Below are 19,590 nucleotides of genomic sequence, written 5' to 3'. Positions count from 1 at the left end.
CATATTGCAAAATCTTTTAATCCTAAATCTATTCCTATACCTTTATTTGTATTTTTTATAATAGGAGCGTCTATATCAACAATAACTGATACATAATATCTATCTGCTTTTTTAGATACTGTCCCACTAATAACTTTAGCTCCAACAGGAATATAACCATATTCTTTTAATCTAACATTTTTTAATGTTGGTATCATTATTCTATGACGTTCCACTTTCCAATCACCTTTATTGTTCTTAGGAAAGTATAATTTAACATCAGATTTACTTTTCTTTTTAAACTTAGGAAATTTAGATTGTCCTTTAAAAAATCTTTTGTATGCAGTTTCAGCATTACACATAGATTTCTTTCTAGCTTTAGAACCACAGTTATTTATCCATTTAAAATCATCCAACACTTTAACTTCATTATTAGTATATTTATCAAAGTCATTAGCAGACATAAAAGCTTTTTCTTTTGTTATCAATCCTTGTTTGTACTGTTCGTATAATTCTTTGTTTTTAGCAAGGTACGAATTATAAAGCCATCTGCAAATTCCAATAGACTGATTAATTTTTTCTATCTGCTTTTGTGTTGGCTTTATCTCTGTTTTGTATGCTCTTTTCAACTTCTATATCCTCCTTGATTTTCTTTTTATATTTTCTTAAACCATATATTCTACATGAAAATACATGTAATATTGAAATTATATCTTGAACCAGTTCTTCTTGTGGAGATAAACTCTCATTGTTAACAATAATAAATTTAACTCCAAATTTATTAAGAAATTTTTCAAACCAGTCAAATCCAAATCGAATAAATCTATCTTTATGTGTAATAATTATTGTACCTATTTCATTAGTCATACATTCATCTATAAGTTTATTCCATTGTTTTCTATTATAGTTTAGACCACTTCCGTAATCTTCTATAACAGTATCAACTATAATTCCTTTTGCATTAGCGTATTGTCTAAGAAATTCTACTTGATTTTTTAAATCATCTTTTTGATTAGAAGTTGAAACTCTTGTATAGCAAATTCTTTTGGTTTATAATTTTTACTCAAATATAATCACCCCTAAATATATTATATTACATTTGATTATATTTGAATATATTTTTAATAACTATTAATAATCTCCTTTTATTTTATCTCTTGTAAATCAAATGGAGTATTTTGATATACACAATAATTTAGCCAATTTGCAAAAACAATATGAGCACTTCCTCTCCAACGCATTGTAGGTTTTTTGCTTGTATCGCCATTTGGAAAATAGTTTTTTGGAATATTTATAGGAAGTCCTTTTTCTTTATCTCTAAAATATTCATCCTTTAAAGTATCTCTATCATATTCTAAATGACCAGTAATAAATATTTTTCTATTATCATCACTTGCAACAATAAATACACCAGCTTCTTTAGATTCTGATAAAATTCTTATTCCTTTTACCTTTTCAATATCTTCTCTTCTAACTTCTGTATGTCTTGAATGAGGTGCATAAAAACAATCATCTAATCCTCTTGTAATTTCAGCCTTTTCATCAATAACATTATGTGTAAATACTCCAAACATTTTTTGTTTTAAAGGATATTTAGGTATTCCATAATGATAGTAAAGACCTACCTGAGCTCCCCAACAAATATGTAATGTTGAATATACATTAGTTTTACTCCATTCCATTATTTCTGTAAGTTCTTTATAATATTTAACATCTTCAAATGGCATTTGTTCAACTGGTGCACCTGTTATAACAAGGCCATCAAATTTTTGATCTTTTATATCTTCAAAATGAGAGTAAAACTTGTTTAAATGTTCTAATGGTGTATTATGAGATTGATATGTCTTTGTATTTAAAAGTGTAATTTCTACCTGTAATGGCGTATTTGATAAATATCTTAATATCTGATTTTCTGCTTGTATCTTTTTAGGCATTAAATTAAGTATTGCAATTTTTAAAGGTCTTATACTTTGTGTAGCAGCCCTTTCAATATTCATTACGAAAATATTTTCATCACTTAATACTTTAAATGCTGGTAATTCCTTTTGAATTTTAATTGGCATATAGGTCACTCCTTTAATGTAATAATTATTAATTTAGTAATATTATAGCACATTATACGTATTTCATAGATAAATACATTAGACATTTTGTTGCATTTAATAATTTTCTAATTAAATATACATGATTAAAAATAACATTATTGGCAATAATATTATTATGTACTTTATTTTTAATGGAGGTTATTAATTTGAAAGTTCCAAATCACATAGGTATAATTCCTGATGGTACGTAAAAGAATTAACTTTTTATGGTTTTACTGCAGACAATACAAAACGACCTAAAGTCCAAAAAAAGCATTAAATTGATATGAAACACAAGATATAACACTAGGTGGTTAAACCTTCACAAAAATATCATGCTTAAAAAGTTAAGCCTTAAATTTAACTTTTTAAGCATAATAAAAATAATTTAAAATCAAGATTTTTTTAATTTCTTTTTTATTAATGCTACTATAAAGTAATAAATTATAAATAATAAAATCCCAATTAAGCCGCCAATAAAGTCTACAACAATATCAAAAACATTTGAATTTCTTCCAGGAATAAATATTTGATGAAATTCATCAGTAACTGCATAAAAAAGCACAAAAAACATTACATAAATTATTGATTTTCTTATTTTCATTCCAAAACTTCTTAATACTGATGCAAATAAAATTGCAAGCACAAGAAATTCAAAAGCATGTGCATTTTTTCTAATAAAAATACTAGGATTAGTAAGTTCAAATTGTTTTACAAAAGTATCTATATTTATAGTTACTCCATTTACATCCTTATTAATCATATTATTATTTATAACTACAGGGCCTTCTAAAAGCTCATTATCTGAAGCATTTCCTTTTATTTCATTTATAATTTTATATAAAACCTTATTACTAAATTCATTAGATTGTGTTCCATCTCTGCTTGAATTATAAAAAATAAATCCCATCCATAATATGCATAAAACTACACTTACTATCTTTTTAAGCATCTAATCACCTTTAATTTCTTTATAATTTTTTGTTTTCTAGCCTTTTTTACCTTTTTGTATATTTCCTCATTTATAAAAACTGCTTCTTTTAAATTACTCCTTGATACTTTTTCATTATTATATTTATACCTATAATAATCTTTTATGTTTTTCAAAATATCAATATCATTTTCTAGCAAAACTCTAGATGCAAATTGCATTTCAGTTTCACCATCCATAACTTCTATATTTAATTCTTTTAATAAAATTATTGAATATCTAATAATTTCTTCTAATGCCTCTTCATTTTCTTTCTTTGTTATTTTTTTTATAATTCTATATCTTTTAGTTACCTTAACTAATATATATATAAATGTAATTAACAAAATAATTATAAAAATATATTTTATAATATTACTATAATTCATTCCATTGCAATATTTAAAGTAATTAATATTACTATTTTCTTTACTAAAAATATCATCTTCTAATGAAGGTGTTGGATCAAATATTTTCCACCCAAATCCAGGTATATACACTTCTACAAATGCATGAGCATCAGACTCTTTGACTTCATATTCATTATCTTCTGATTGCTCCTCTGATACTAAATACCCTTCTACATATCTAGCTGGAATTTTTAAAGTTCTACACATTATTGTCATTGCTGTAGCATACTGAATACAATAACCTCTTTTTCCTTGCAAAATAAAGTAATTTATATAATCATCACTATTTGTTGATTCTGGAATTGACAAATCATATACATAAGGCTCACTTTTTAAGTATTTTTCAATAGCTAATGCCTTATCATAATTAGATTCATAATCCTTTGTAATATCTTTTGATAATTTTCTTATATCCTTTGAAATATTTTTATGAATACTTGTATAAGGGCTTGTACTTTCGTTAATATCATCAAGTATTTCTTGCTTTTCTTTATCACTGCATACCTGTTCTAGAAATCTTTTATATCTATCCTCATTAAAATATTTCATTATAAGATCTTCTTTACTACCTAACTTTGGATTATTACTTGTAAAAAACATTGTATATAAATTATCTGATGGAAAATAATCTACATTTCTATTAAATAACATATCATACCCATTTAAAAATATATCTTCATTATCTCCATTAATTTGACACCTTATTATATTTGCTGGATGCGATAATTGACTTGTAATATAATTACATGATCTTAAATTTATCATCTTATTAAAACTATCATCATTATTAGCACTAATTATGTACTCTAAGTTACTTTTTGATAATTTGCTAATAGTAAATTGAATAGGTATATCCACATCATACTTATTTATGCTCTTTCCTAAATATAATTCATTATTGTCAAGCTTCCATTCATTATCTATATATTCATCAAAATTATGATTAATAAGATAATAAGGGTTACTACCAAAAATACTATATATAACCGTATCAGGATTTTCAGATGTAGACTCACTAATATTCCTATTCTTGTTTAATTCTACATTAAACCCTCTTTCATCAGAAGAATTAATACCTACAGAAAAATATTCCTTTAGATTTTGTAATGGCTTTATACTTGGCAAACTTTTAGGTATAGGCATATTATATGCACCTAACATAAAAAAGCTAGCTATAATTAATATAAAAATATTATTTTTATTACTTTTATTTCTATTTAATAGTATTCCTATAAATGTACCTATAAATAAATATATAAATATGTTTCCTCTATTATACATACACTTCATATGCATAATAAGAACAATAAAAACAAGAAGAATAAGTATATGTTCTTTTAAGACCTTTATTGTAAAGTAAAAAAACATAGCTGAAAAAATTAATGTTGAAAAGATCAGTGTAACACTTTCATATATAAAACTTTTACCAATTAAAGATCCACCATTAAATATCCATGTTGAATATGATATGTTGTTATTATATTCTTCAAATTTTATTAATCCCATCATAAATGCTATAAAAGCACAAATAGATACTATATATATTTTTGAAATTTTATTAAAACCCTTAAGAATATTATCATAAAAGCAAAAAAATACCATATTGAGTATAACAATAACTAATGCATACCATATATTAAATTGTCTATATAATGAATAATATATAATTTCAGTTCCCAAAATACTAAAAATCAATTCTAAAGTATTTTTTGTAATTACATTTAAAATTTTATCCATATTAATATCCTTCCAATGCATAAGCTTATGCTAGTTTATATTGTTATTATCATCAATATAAAAAATTTCACAAAATTTAAATCCTTCTTGCTTTTTTTTATACTCATTAGTACAAACAATCTTTAAATGTGATTTATTAAACTTAATAAACTTTTTTATTACTGATTCATTTTTATTATTTATTCTACTTGTTACTATTACATAATTATTATAATCATTAAATTCTAGGTTTTTAAAGTCATCTTTCAACAATTCAAAGTCATAATTAACAAATAATTCTTTATTGATTATTTCAGACTTAATATATCCATTAAATGAATATATATATACTTTAACTTCAAATTTGTCCTTATTAAAATAACTTACTATACTTATAAAACTTTCAATTAATTTATCACGATTTTTATAATACAAATTATTCTTATTAATATAACTATCGAGAATAAAAACTATTGTCTCTTTTTGGGAGTTTTGTATATTTTTCCTCATTAATAATTTTTGCCTTTTTGATGATATTTTCCAATTTATTTTTCTTACAGATTCACCAGGTTCATAATCTTTATATTCTAAATCAAGTTCCCCTGCAAATTCATTATTTCCAAAATTATTATAATTACTATTATGCAAAAGCTTTTTACATCCTTTTATGTCTATATTTTTAGGCTTAATATTTATTTCTTTTTCTTTATTTATAATAATATCTTTTTTAAATAATCCAAATAATCCTTTAACACATATAGTTTGTAATTTAATTATCCCAACACCTATATGTGATGCTTCTATATATCTTTTTAAAACTAAATGTTTTTTACCTTCTAAGCAAATATTCTTAATAAAAATTTCATTATTATTTATACATCCTTCAAAAGATATAGTAACTAATAAATTATTTACTTGGAAAATGTTATTATTTTGAATAAAAATACCAAATTCTATTGTATCTCCTCTTGTACAAGAAGAATCATTAATAATAATCTTGCTATTAACTTTTGATAAATATAATTTTAAAGATAATATGTCTACTAATGGAAGTAAAAAAAGAATATATAAAAGCATATATAATTCTTTTAACTCAAAAACATATGTAAAAGCAAAAGTTAACAATAAAATAATTAAATACTTGTAAATCTTTTTACTCATGATAATACCTTGCTATTTTCATGTAATGAACTATTTAATATATCTTTAAATAGATATTTAACAGTAAATCCATCTGAAATAGCCTCTGATGAAAGTATTATTCTATGACCAAGCACTTCATTTGCTATGGATATTATATCTTCAGGTAATACAAAATCTCTGCCACTAATATATGCTTTAGCTTTAGCAGCCCTATAAAGACATATACTACCCCTAGGGCTAACTCCAAGTTCAATTTTATCACTTTCTCTTGTTTTTGAAACTATTGAAATTATTAGATCCTCTATACTGTCACTTACATTTATATTATTAACTTCTTCCTGCATTTTTATAATATCATCAACTGATACAACAGGTTTTATATATTCAAGAGGATTTTTAAATGCATATTTTTTAAGCATTTCCTTTTCCTGTTTTTTAGTAGGATAACCAATTGAAAGCTTAAACATAAATCTATCCATTTGTGCTTCTGGAAGCTTATTAGTACCTGAACTTTCTATAGGATTTTCTGTTGCAATAACCATGAAAATTTTAGGTACTTTTCTAGTTATTCCATCTACAGTTACTTGTTTTTCTTCCATAACTTCAAGAAGACTCGATTGAGTTTTAGGTGATGCTCTATTTATTTCATCTCCTAAAAGAAAATTGCAAAAGGCAGCACCTTTTTTATATTCAAAATCATTTGTTTTATTATTATACATTGTAAATCCAGTAATATCGGATGCCATAACATCGGGTGTAAATTGAATTCTATTAAATGTACCATTTATGGATTTTGCTAACGCTTCAGCACATCTTGTTTTTCCTACCCCAGGAACGTCCTCAATTAGTATATGTCCTTCTGCAAGTAATGCAATTACAATATTTTCAATAACTTCTCTTTTGCCAATTATTATTTTTTCCATATTATCAATAATATCTAAAGCCCTATTCATTATTTACCTCCAATTCTACATATACATATCTATTTTAATTTTACCACATATATACAAAAAAAGCATTGAAACAACTTCAATGCTTTTTGTAAATTTTAATTAATAACTACTTAGAATTTTTCTTTTTTCTTGATAATGCCATATATGGAATAGATGAAACAAGTGCTGCTAAAAATACAACTATTCCTTTATTATCAGAAGTAGGTGAATCATCATCCTTTTTATCGTCATCTGAAGATTGTGGTGCTTTTACAGAGAAAGATACCTTACTACTTGTTACCTTATTACCAGCTTCATCTTTTGCAGTTACTGTTACTGTGTAGCTTCCTTCATCTTCTAATTTTAAGTTATAATATTTAGAAGTTTGATATTCTGAAGTGTCTGTACCACTTGGTCCACTTACCTTAAAGCTATATTTTACAGTTCCGCTACCTCCAGTACTTTTAGCTGTAAATTTAACAGTATTACCAACCACTAAATTTACATTATTCTTACTTAATGTAACCTTTAAAGATTCTTGATCTTCTGAAGGATTATCATCTCCTGATGGCTCATCACCTTTATTTTCTTCATACCATAATGAATCAGTTACTGTTTCATTATTAGAATTTTGAACTTCTACATAAATTTTATGATTACCACTTGATGTACCCTCTGATTTATAAGTATTATCTAAAGAATAATTCCTTCCTATACCTTCATCCTGATTAATATCTTTCTTTTTACCATTATCATCAACTTCAAAGAACTTATAGAAAAGAAGTCCATTTCCTACATCTTCACCACCAGTTGCATCTACAGTGAAAGTTACAGAACCATCCTTGTTTTTTTCACCTGTTAGTTTATTTATAACAGGCTTTGATGATGCCTTTACTTCCTCTACTTCATTACTTGCATCTACTGAAATATCATCTGCATATACATAGGAATTAGTTAACAATAAACTTGAACCTAAAGTAGCAATTAATAATGCTAAAGAACCTTTTCTAAATAATTTACTCATTTATATATTCCCCATTTTAATTATTATTTTTATAAGTTTTTACCATTCCCATTAGTGACAGCATCATTGTAAGTGAAATTAATAATACTAGTGTTGAATCAGAAGAATCAGATGTATCATCATCTTTTGATTCAGACTCTTTTATTGTGTATCTTACAGATTCACTTTCAGCAGTATTTCCTTCACTATCTTTAACATAAACTATTACATCATATTTTCCTGCTTCTTCTGGAGCTTCCCACTTTACTTTATTAGCTGAAGTATAGCCACTTGAAATATTGTGTCCATCCTCCCAAGAATCAGTAGATTTTTTGTACTTAAATAGATACTTACATATACCACTATAATCAGAAGCAGTAGCTGATAAAGATATACTATCACCTAAAGATATAGTTTTTGAAGTGCTATTTAATACTACACTTAATTCTTTATCAGAAACATTAGGATCTACTATATTAATTGTGATATTTTTAGTTACTGTCTTTTGTCCATCTGTAACACTTACTTTTAATACATGTTTCCCTACTTCATCACTTGACCATGTAAATGAGTTTTTCTTAATAAAACTTGTATAATCTTGTTCATCATTATCAACTATTTCCGATAATTTATATTTCAAATTTGTACCTGTTGCATTTACTGTAATTGTAATATCATCAGAAACATTTGCTTCATTCTTTGATGCTTTTATGCTATTTATTTTTAAGATAGCTTCTTCATCATCCTTTTTAGCATCATCCTTCTTTGAATCATCATCCTTTATATCTGAGTCATCATCTTTTACATCATCAAAGTTTATATCCTCTGGTGTATATAAAACTATTATACCATTTGCAGGGATTTTCCCAGAAACTCTTCCTCCTGATACATTAAAAGATCCACCCGATTCTGCTTGATTTTCATATGTTCCATCTGGAAGTGAGGACTCTACCTCAAATTCACTATCTCTTCCAGTATTTATTATAGCAGTTCCCTTATTGCCACGATTTACAACAAGTATCTTAGGATCACCACCATTTCCATTTCCTTGTGCTGTAGATATTTTTTCAGCTTGTCCAACCATTGCATTATGAAATCTATTAACAGCTACTACATTTTTAGATGCAAAATCATCTGAACCTCTTTCTCCCATAGTTTTGTATGCTTCACCCTGTGGTGAATTAGCATTTGATCCAAAATCAGTGTCTACTGGTCTATTAAAGAATAATGGTACAACCTTATCCCTTGCAGTCATTAATGCCCATGCCACTTCTCTTCTTGGGGTATCCATGCATCTTGTTGCTCCAGCGTTTGCATAAAGGTCATGGCTTTCTACCCAACTTACATATTTATCATTAGATATGTTATCCATTGACCATTGAGTACCTTCAGGAATAGAAGTTGGATTTTTTACCCACTCAGCAGTAAGTCCATCTGGTGACCAACTACCTTGAACCATATCTAACGCTACATTTGTTACACTTGGATCCCTATTAGCACCATCACCTCTAATTTCATCCTTACCTTTTACTTCTTCCTGCCACATAACATAGCCTGTTGCTTGTCTTAAGCAGAAACCATACTGACTTCCTGTAATTCTCATAATGTTAGTATAACCAACTGCATTTGTTCCTGGTTCATCACCTTGAAGTGCCTCACCATAATAAAATAATTTTTTCCCCTCATCAGATGCTGCACTATCTGCCATTCCCATTACTGTTGTCCAAAAGTCGCTTGAAGTTGCTCCTGGTCTTTCATATTTTTCTGGAAGTTCAATACTTTTTACTGCATCAAATCTAAAACCATCAGCTCCATTTTTTACACATTCTTGAAGATATGATCCTATTTTATTTTGAGCTGTTTTTGATTTAGTATCAATATCAGGCATACCTATGCAACAACCTTGTGTTACTTTATCCCTTACTTTCCAATCTGAACCTGTAATTCTATTAGGATCATCTAAGCCAGAACACTTCCTTGCTTCATCATATAATTCAGTATCCACCTTATCTTTATGTTCTGAGCCACAATCAGCTAAATGATTTGCAACTACATCAACTATTATTTTTACCCCATATTTATGTGCAGTTTCGCACATAGCTTTAAATTCTTCTGCTGTTCCTAAATAATCATTACCTAATGTAAAATATGTAGGTTGATAAAGATAATACCATGTAGGCTTATCATTTGTTTGTTCAAGATCAGCTTTTTTCCATGTTTCACCTAATCTACATGCTTGTGCAGGTGATGTTTGTATTGTATTATACCCAGCTTCAGCAATTTCCTTCATATTTTTTCTAATATTATTAAAAGACCAATTCCATGCATGAAGAATAACTCCATCATCAATAGAATCAGGTAAACCGTGATTTGAAACTTGTGCTTCTTCAACACTTTCAGTATCACTACTTAATTCTAACTTGTTCTTTGCTAATGCACTTGATGATATCATTGTAAACGAAACCATGATAGATGCCACTAAACACATTAACTTTTTTGTTAATTTACTCATTTAATCCCCCTTATGTAGTAAATATATTTTCTATAATATCATATTATCATATTTTGCTAATTTTAGAAACATATTATGTAATTTTTTTGAACTTTTTATTAAAAAAATGCATACACTTATTATTTAAAATAAATGTATGCATTAAAATTAAATTTTATTTTTAATTATTTATTTTTTCTTTTTAATGAAGCTACAATATATCCAAGTGACATAACTGCAAATGTTCCTATTGGTAAAATTCCCTTAGATAAATCTCCAGTATTGTTTCCATCATTATCTTTACCCGGATCTGTACTTGGCTTATCACTATCATCTGGGTTTGTATTTGGCTTATCGCTATCATCTGGATTTGTATTTGGCTTATCACTATCATCTGGATTTGTGCTTGGCTTATCACTACCAGTTTGTTCTGCTTTTACATTTACTGTAATCTTACTGCTCTTAGTAACACCAGAATCATCCTTAACATAAATTGTTAAAGTATGTGTTCCTTCTGATGTAGGTGTCCATTCAAATTCATTGCCTTCTTCATATTCTCTTAATGTTGCTACTCCACTATTTGATGAATCCTTAAATTTATACTTCTTATCACCTATACCACCATTAGATTCAGCTTTAATTGTTACAGATTTATTTACATATACATCTTGGCTGCTTAATGAAACATTTATTGTTAATTCATCATCAGTTCCATCTTGTGCAGTTCCTATAACAACCTTTTGAGTTTCAGATTCAGTATTATCTTGTGAATCAGTAACATCAACTTTTATAGTATATTCATCAGCTGCTTTAGGAGTCCATGTAACAGTAGATTTTGCAGTTTCCTTACTAAATACTTCATTTCCTTTAGAATCAACTACTGTGAATTTATATGTTAAGTCATCATCATCACTTGTAACATCAGCAGATATTTTAACATCATCGTTAACAACAGTGTCTTTAGTAACATTAGTTTCTATTTTGTTAATCTTTAATACAGAAGTATCTGGTGTGTCTGGTGTATCAGTATTTATTTCGTAAGTTTTTGTTTCACTAACAACATCATTTTGTGAATTTTGAACTTCAACACATATTCTAAACTTACCATCAGTTCCTGGTTTACAAATGTATGTGTTATCAGTTGAATAGTTTTGTCCTATTCCCTTGTCCTGATTTATTTGAACCTTTTCACCATTTTCATCTAAAACATAGAATTTATAGAATAGTAAGTTATTTCCTACCATACCACCACTAGCATTTACTGTGAAAGTAACAGTACCATTATTATTATCTTTTGCATCAATACTATCAATTACTGGATCAACTAATGCAATCATATTTTCATCCGAATCTTCAGCTGATGCTGTAATTGCTGTAAATGCTCCTAATGATACAGTAGAAGTAAGTGCTAAAATAGTAATTCCTGCATAAATTGATTTTAAAAATTTACTCATTTATTAATTATTCCCCTTAATTATTTCTAAAATGTGCAAACACAGTTAATGTTTGCACATTAATATTAACTTATATTATTGTCTTTTAAACTTTTTTACAAGTGCTGCTGCAGATGCAACCATCATTGCAACTATTGGTAAAGCCTTTGTAGTATCAGCAGTTGGTGAATCTGGCTTTTCTGGAGTTGTTGTAGTTGATGTTGCAGGTTTATCTTCAGATGGTTTTTGTTCTGGATCTTTCTTTTCAGTAACAGTTATAGTAATTTCTTTACTTGTAATATATTTTTTATTTGCATCTTCATTATTGTTGTTATATTCATCATCTTGTGCAAGTAATATTACATTGTAAGTTCCTGCTTTTTTAGGTGTCCATTCTATAGTATTATTTTCTGAATATCCTTTAGCAACAACATATACTTCTTTATCTGTCCAACTATTTGAAGCTAATTTATATTTAAATTTGAATTTTGGAGTTCCTTGTGCATCTGAAGCGTTAGCTATAAGTTTTACTGAATCTCCTAATTCAATTGTTTCCTTTTCAGAAGTTAATTTAACAGAAAAATCTTTCTTTACTTCTTCAATCTTAACAGTAACCTTAATTGTTTGTTCTTGTTCTTCTTCACCTGATTTTGCAACTACTCTTAATACATAATTTCCTTCTTCTTCTGGAGTCCAAGTTAATTTATTGCTACTTTGGAATGCACTATATTGTTCTTCATCATTATCATCTTTTTTAGTATATAATGCATATTTAATATCTTTTCCTGTTGCATCACAAGTAATTGTAACATCTGAACCTAAAGTAACCTTAGTTTTATCAGGAGTAGCTGAATTAAATTTAAATTCATTAACTTTCTTAAATGTATAAACCTTAGTTACTTCTACACCATCTGAATTCTTAGCTTTAACAACAACTGTATTTGTATCTCCTACATTAGAATCTGCTCCTACATAAACAGTTTTACCTTTTGCAATTACATTTTTATTTAATGAAGTTGGAGCATTATCGTCTTTTTGAATTGTAACAGATGCTGCATTTTTAAATGTTAAATTTAATTGTGCTTCATCAGTAAATTCAATAGTTTCATTTTCATCAACAACATTACCATTATATTTAGCTATTATTTCAGCAGGATCAGCTACTACTTCTTTATCTTTCATTTTGAATTTATAAGTATAATTTTGCTTTCCATTTTCATTAGTAACTGTAATTTCAACCTTTTGAGTTTCACCAGCTTCTAAGTTCTTACCTATTACAATTTCAAGACCATTTTCAATTGCATCTTTAACTTCATCATCACTTAAATCTACATCTTCACCATTAAATTTATATGATAAACTATCAACATTTTCAAAGCTTACATTAAGTTTAGTTTCTTTTTCTATTGTAGTTGTACTATTATCTTCAATAGCTTTTCCACCTAATTTAGCAGTAGCTTTTGGATCTTTCTTATCAACTTCTGGATTTTTCTTAAATTTGTAAGTTTCAGTAGCTTCTTTCTCTCCATTTTTAGCTGTAATAACTAAAGTTTCTGTATCATCAATTGTTATTGTATCTCCATCTTTTAATTCAACTTCTTTAGCATCACCAAGCTTGTAAGTAGCAGATTCTGCATCTTTTAAATTTACAGTTACTTTTATACTTCCATCAAATGAAGTTTCTGAATCTTTCTTTAAAGTATCTTTTCCATTTTTAACTGATATTGTTGGAGTTTTCACTTCTGGTGTTTCAGATGCAGATAAATCAACTGTTGATAAAACAGCTATTGATTGTCCCTTTAGTGATCCAGTTAATGTACCATTTTTAACAGTAAATGTACCACCATCAGCTCCATAGTTCTTATATTCACCATCTTTTAAATCAGTTTCAGCACTTATATTTTGTTCATTAGTAGTTACGTTTGCTAAAACAACACCTTTACCACCACGAGATGCCATATACACAGAATCACTGTTTAATCCAGAAAGCTTTTCATCTTCATCTTTCATTGCATTGTGGAATTTATTTACAGCAACAACATTTTTAGATTTAAAATCATCTGAACCTTTTTCACCCATTGGCTTATAAGCTTCACCTTTAGGATTATACATATCCTTTCCAAAATCAGTATCTACTGGTCTATTAAAGAATAATGGTACTACTTCTTTTCTTGAAGCTAATATTGCCCAACATACTTCTCTTTGTGCAACAGACATTGCTCTTGTAGCCCCTGCATTTGCATAAAGGTCATGGCTTTCTACCCAACTAACTAATTTATTTCCTGGAATCTTTTGATCCCATGCAGCTGCTGGAATAGAAGTTATTACCTTAGAAACACTTGGAGTTGTAACTGATTCTTGTTTTCCTTGGTTATATCCCTCACCTCTAATTACATCTTTACCATTTACTTCTTGTTGCCATACATCATATCCAACAGAATATCTTATAAGTTGTCCATAGCAGCTTGCTGTAATTCTCATTAAACCACTATTTACATATCCATCTTGATTTGTACCTGGTTCATCTCCTTGAAGTACTTCACCATATACAAATAAATTCCCATCATCTTTTTCACTTTTTGCTGCATTTAAAACATTTGGCCAAAAATCACTTGATGTATTACCATTTTTTTCATAAGCGCTTGGAAGTTCAATACTCTTAGCTGCATCAAATCTAAATCCATCAGCACCATCTTTTACTAATTCTTTTAAATAATTAGCAATTATATTTTGTGATTTTTCAGATTTAGTATTAATATCTGGCATACCAATACAACAACCTTGAGTTACTTGCTCTCTATCTTTCCAATTATTTATTCTATCTCCATTTCTCCTCATTACTCTAGCATCTGAAAATAATGTTTGATCAACTTTATCTGTATGATTTTCATTATTTTCAGTAACATTTGCTAAATGGTTAGCAACAACATCTACAACAATCTTTAAACCTAATTTATGTGCTTCTTCACACATTTCTTTAAATTCTGCTTCTGTTCCTAAATACTCATTACCTACAGTAAAATATGTTGGTTGATATAAATAGTACCATGTTGGTTTATCATTTGTTTGTGATTTATCTGCATTATTCCAATTAGCACCAAGTCTGCAGGCTTGAGCTGGAGATGTTTGAATTGCAGTATAACCTGCATCTTTTATTTCTTGTAAACTGTCTTTAATATTTTTAAAAGACCAGTTCCATGCATGAAGCATAACACCTTCATCTACAGTCATGTCACTTGCTTCTGTTTCTTCTACTGTATCATTTGCATCTGATACTTCTAAATTATTGTCATTATCATTTGCAGCTATTGCTGATAATGGAGTTTGCACCATAACTGTTGAAGCTACTACGACAGTTGTAACAATACTTACTAATTTTTTTGATAATCTTCCCATGATTTTCCCTCTCTCTTTTCAAATCTTGTTAATTTTTTTTTATTAAAACCTTAAGAGATGAAAACAATTTTCATCTCTTAAGACATAAATCATTTAGCTAATATTATCTAGCTTGTTTAGTTTTCTTACTATATGCAACGTATCCTAATGCCATTGCTCCAAGCACTACCATTGGCATAGCACTTACAGGATCACCAGTAGGTGATTCTGGATCATCCTTTGGTTCATCTGGTTTTTGACTATTAGATACTTTGTATTCATCTATTTTATCTTCAGCTGTATTTCCTTCTTCATCTACTGCTTCAACTTGAATTTTATATGAACCTTCTTCTGCAGGAGTCCATACAAATTCATTAGATGCACTACTTTGTTTTTTCTTGCCATCAACATAGAAAGTATAAGTTACATCACCATCAGCATTAGAAGTTTCAGCTGTAAATTTAACTTCTTTACCAACTTGAATACTATCACTATTAGCTTTTAATGATACCTTTATAGCCTCAGTTGGATCTTCTGGATCAGTAGTAGTGCCACTTTTAGTAACTTTATAAGTTAATTCAGCTGTATTATCATCATTTTCTACACTAGATTCTTCAGAATCATCTGTAATAACCACTTTAATTGTATAAGTGCCTTCTTCTGCAGGAGTCCATGCAAATGTATTTTTACTACCTTTTTGAGCTGGTTTACTGCTACCATTTATATAGAATGCATAAACTATATCACCAACACCATCTTCTGCAGTTGCTGTAAATGTAACCTTAGTTCCAACTGTTTGTGGAGCTTGTTTATCTGGTTTAAATGAAGCTAATGTAACTGGGTTTTCATCACCAATTGGTGGATCTATAGGAGTTTTTTCATCTACTTTGATTTTAATATCTTTTGAATCTTCATTACCATCTTCATCTTTTGCTGTTACTGTAATTACATAATCTCCAGCTTCAGTAGGTTCAAATACATATTCACTTTCTGATGAATATTTTTGTAATACAGTTTTTCCATCTGAGAATTTATATTGAACATCTCCAGTACCATTTTCAGTCACTACTGATATTGTTGTACTATCTCCAACTTTAATAGTATCACTGCTTGCCTCTACTGATTTAATTGATAGTTTCTTTATTGGTGGTTTTGGATCATCATCACTAACAGTATAAGTCATTTGTGCTGAATCACTATTTTTACTTTCATCAGTTACCACTACTTTAATCTTGTAACTACCAGCTTCATCTGGTTTCCAAGTACATTTTCCATCTTCAGATTTACCAATTGAAGTAGTTCCATTAAAGAATTCATATGATAGAGTTCCTGAACCACCACTAGCTTTTGCAGTAAATGTAGTTTCTTTATTAACTTTTCCTTTTGTTGGATTAGCAGTAATTCCTTCAACCTTAGGTGATTCTGGATTATAATCATACCATTTACCATCTAAATACCAACATTCACCTTGTTTCTCAAATCCAGGCATCATATCTGCTGGATCTCTATCTGGACTTGACTCTCCGCAGTTGAAAATTATTTTTGCAGCATCAGTTGTATCATACTCTATTGTATACCAACCATCATCACCTTTTGTCATTGGATCTCCAGGCCATTTTGCACTTAAAGCTGTTTCTGCCGCATCAGTACCATAAACATATGCATTAATTGGATTTTTCCAAGCTGAATTTTTAGCATGAATTATTAAATTTTTAATAATTGGTTTTTCTGCTTTCTTATAAGTGTAAGATTTAGTAACTTCTTCACCATCTTCACCAGTTGCTTTTAATTCTAGTGTAAATGTATCACCAATTTCAGATTTATCAGCTATTGTTATTTTGTCACCATCTTTAAATTCTACTTCTTCTTCACCATTTATTGAGTAAGTACCTTTATCAGCTCTCATAACTTTTAATGTTACTGCTAGTGGATCTTCATAGAAATCTCCACTTGCTACACTTGCACTAACTACTGCCTTACTAGAAGGTTGTCCTTGTGATAAAAGAACTACTCCATTATCTCCTGCAGTTACATCAACTGTTCCATCAGAAACTACATATTCATTTCCTGTATAGTAATCAATTACTGATGCACCTTCGTCAAATATAGTGCCACAGTCTACTTTACATGATCCAGATTTTCCTGGAAGTGATATTACAACCTTATCTGATACACCATTTTTATCATATACTCTGCTAAATGTATAAGGTGATTCTGAAAGTTTTGTATGAGTACCAGCACCAACAGCTATATGTTCTGTTCTAAATTGTCCAACTTTTTGCCAATTTGATAATATAGATTGATCAATTGAATCCCAGTTCATATTACTACGAGTTGGTTGTAATTGTGGAGTACCATCACCTTTTCTACCTGATTCATCACCATAATATGTTTGAACACCACCTGGAGTTAATAAAAGTGCTGTTCCAGCATTTGCACTTCTATCACCTAATGCTGTATCATGTGATGAAATATAACTTAAAGCATTAAAAGAAGGGTCTGAATTGATTTGCTTTGCATAACCACTATAAACTCCATCTAATGAAGCTCCTGTCTTACCTTCATTTCCTTGATAAGAGAAATTAATCATTGAATCAAAGCCACCAGATGTATAATAGCCATCTTTTCCAACTCCATGTCCCCATGATTCACCTGTCATCCAGAAATTATCTGTCCATTTAGCTCCTGGCTTATCTGGATTTGCTTTTCTCCATTCATTAAGGGCTTGTACACCAGCTTTCTTTAAATCTCCCCAGCAATCCATTGTAACATGTTTTGCAGTATCACATCTAAATCCATCTACACCATAATCTCTTACCCAATCAGTAAGCCATTTTACAATGTAAGTTTTAACGCATTTTTTCATTCCATAATTACTACAGAATTCTGTCATTTCTTTTTCTTCTTGTGCAAGTTTTCCTGGATCTTCTGAATTCCATTTTGTTTTTAATACTGCTGGCATTCCAGGATCTGTAGTTCCTTCAGTAACAAAGTCTGGAAGTCCATCAAGACAAGTTTCAACACCTGATTCTTCTGGAGCTTGATTAGAATAACTGCCAAATCTATCTTTTCTTAATCTAACCCATTGAGGTCCCCAGAAATTATCCCAGTTTGCATCCGAATTAAGAGTATATTGATCTGGCTTTCCTTGTGTTACAGCTTCTACAGAATAATCATTCCACCAATGCATAGAACCTTCATCACCAAAATATACATCTTTCCATGATGGATTTAAACCACCATATCCATATTCATTAGCATCCACTGCATTTGTATATCCAGCATGGTTCATAACTATATCCATAACTACTCTTATACCATGACTATGAGCAGTATCTACAAATTTTTCAAATTCTTCTGCTGTACCAATGTTTTTATCTGGTTCTGTATAATCAAGGACCCAATATCCATGGTATGCAAAATGCTTAAATCCATCTGCACACATACCACCATGTATTTGTTCATATGGAGCTGTTATCCAAATAGCATCTGTACCAAGATTATCAAAATATCCATCTTCAATCTTTTGAGTTAATCCTACAATATCGCCACCATGCCAGTATCCAGCTTTAGTATCATAACCAGCTACTTCTTTACCACTTCCATCTTGGCCTCTGCCATATGAATGGTCATTAGAAGTTTCACCATTTACAAACCTATCAGTAATTACAAAATACATGTTAACATTATCCCATGAAAAGACTCTGTCTTCAGTATATACTTTGTCACCCCAATCGCCTTTAGGTTGTTCAAGTGCAGTTTTTCCTACTGGTTCTTGATAAGTAAGATCACCATTATCGTCAACGTTTACTTTTAAGATACCTTCCATGTCGCCATTTTCAACATTTTGAAATAAATCATCTGAATTAGAGCTTGTAGAATCTTTAGTAGTACTATCGTTTACAATAGTATCAGCTGCACTAGCTAAAGTTGTGCTAAATAATGTCATTGACATAGTAACTAATGCAATAAGTCTTTTAATACTTTTTCCTACCATTAATAATCTCCCCCCTTAATTTATTTACATAAAAATATGTAATTGAGATAATTAATA

At 28.9% G+C, this 19,590-nt stretch carries 11 protein-coding genes and 2 pseudogenes; 1 reads left to right on the top strand and 12 read right to left on the bottom strand.

Going from position 1 to position 19,590, the window contains the following annotated elements; all coding sequences use genetic code 11:
• From ACTNAO_RS04615 to metA, 3 genes and pseudogenes are all read right to left on the bottom strand, one after another.
• Positions 1–608: RNA-guided endonuclease InsQ/TnpB family protein (locus tag ACTNAO_RS04615; protein WP_441046305.1), on the bottom strand; the 608-nt coding region annotated here is incomplete at its 3' end.
• Positions 550–1,026 (bottom strand): annotated as a pseudogene (locus ACTNAO_RS04610) (IS607 family transposase); the annotation flags it as partial. The pseudogene ACTNAO_RS04610 and the gene ACTNAO_RS04615, both read right to left, overlap by 59 nt.
• Before the next feature lie 98 nt (positions 1,027–1,124).
• On the bottom strand, positions 1,125–2,042 hold the full coding sequence (gene metA / locus ACTNAO_RS04605; RefSeq protein WP_441026601.1) for a homoserine O-acetyltransferase MetA: 918 nt from the start codon (positions 2,040–2,042) through the stop codon (positions 1,125–1,127).
• Positions 2,043–2,230: 188 nt separating this feature from the next.
• Between metA and ACTNAO_RS04600 the strand changes: the two are divergent.
• Positions 2,231–2,337: pseudogene (locus ACTNAO_RS04600) on the top strand (dihydroorotate dehydrogenase); the annotation flags it as partial.
• 120 nt (positions 2,338–2,457) lie between these two features.
• Here ACTNAO_RS04600 and ACTNAO_RS04595 read toward each other — a convergent pair.
• From ACTNAO_RS04595 to ACTNAO_RS04555, 9 genes are all read right to left on the bottom strand, one after another.
• Entirely contained in the window at positions 2,458–3,015 is a 558-nt protein-coding gene (locus ACTNAO_RS04595) for a VanZ family protein (RefSeq protein WP_441026599.1), read from the bottom strand.
• A complete protein-coding gene (locus ACTNAO_RS04590; RefSeq protein WP_441026597.1) occupies positions 3,000–5,180 on the bottom strand; it encodes a transglutaminase-like domain-containing protein in 2,181 nt (726 codons plus the stop codon). The genes ACTNAO_RS04595 and ACTNAO_RS04590 overlap by 16 nt, the downstream gene beginning before the upstream one ends.
• A 30-nt stretch (positions 5,181–5,210) precedes the next feature.
• The gene (locus ACTNAO_RS04585) at positions 5,211–6,320 is read right to left on the bottom strand and encodes a DUF58 domain-containing protein (protein ID WP_441026595.1); all 1,110 of its coding nucleotides are present in this window, start codon (positions 6,318–6,320) and stop codon (positions 5,211–5,213) included.
• Positions 6,317–7,255 (bottom strand): AAA family ATPase, encoded by a 939-nt coding sequence (locus ACTNAO_RS04580; protein WP_441026593.1) that lies wholly within the window; start codon positions 7,253–7,255, stop codon positions 6,317–6,319. The genes ACTNAO_RS04585 and ACTNAO_RS04580 overlap by 4 nt, the downstream gene beginning before the upstream one ends.
• A gap of 106 nt (positions 7,256–7,361) precedes the next feature.
• Positions 7,362–8,258 carry a PKD domain-containing protein gene (locus ACTNAO_RS04575; RefSeq protein WP_441026591.1) on the bottom strand — a complete coding sequence of 299 codons (897 nt, stop codon included), beginning with the start codon at positions 8,256–8,258 and terminating at the stop codon, positions 7,362–7,364.
• 16 nt (positions 8,259–8,274) lie between these two features.
• Positions 8,275–10,749: an alpha-amylase family glycosyl hydrolase gene (locus ACTNAO_RS04570; protein WP_441026589.1), complete on the bottom strand. Its 2,475-nt coding sequence runs from the start codon at positions 10,747–10,749 to the stop codon at positions 8,275–8,277.
• Positions 10,750–10,913: 164 nt separating this feature from the next.
• Positions 10,914–12,182 (bottom strand): hypothetical protein, encoded by a 1,269-nt coding sequence (locus ACTNAO_RS04565; protein ID WP_441026587.1) that lies wholly within the window; start codon positions 12,180–12,182, stop codon positions 10,914–10,916.
• Between the two features lie 75 nt (positions 12,183–12,257).
• Complete coding sequence (locus tag ACTNAO_RS04560) at positions 12,258–15,557, bottom strand: alpha-amylase family glycosyl hydrolase (RefSeq protein WP_441026585.1); 3,300 nt, start codon at positions 15,555–15,557, stop codon at positions 12,258–12,260.
• A 103-nt stretch (positions 15,558–15,660) separates the two neighbouring features.
• Positions 15,661–19,533 carry an alpha-amylase family glycosyl hydrolase gene (locus ACTNAO_RS04555; RefSeq protein WP_441026583.1) on the bottom strand — a complete coding sequence of 1,291 codons (3,873 nt, stop codon included), beginning with the start codon at positions 19,531–19,533 and terminating at the stop codon, positions 15,661–15,663.
• Between the last annotated feature and the right edge of the window lie 57 nt (positions 19,534–19,590).

Origin of the sequence: Clostridium sp. HCP1S3_C6, assembly GCF_052066735.1 — a bacterium.
GTDB lineage: Bacteria > Bacillota > Clostridia > Clostridiales > Clostridiaceae > Clostridium.
This window is presented reverse-complemented; position numbering and strand designations above follow the sequence as displayed.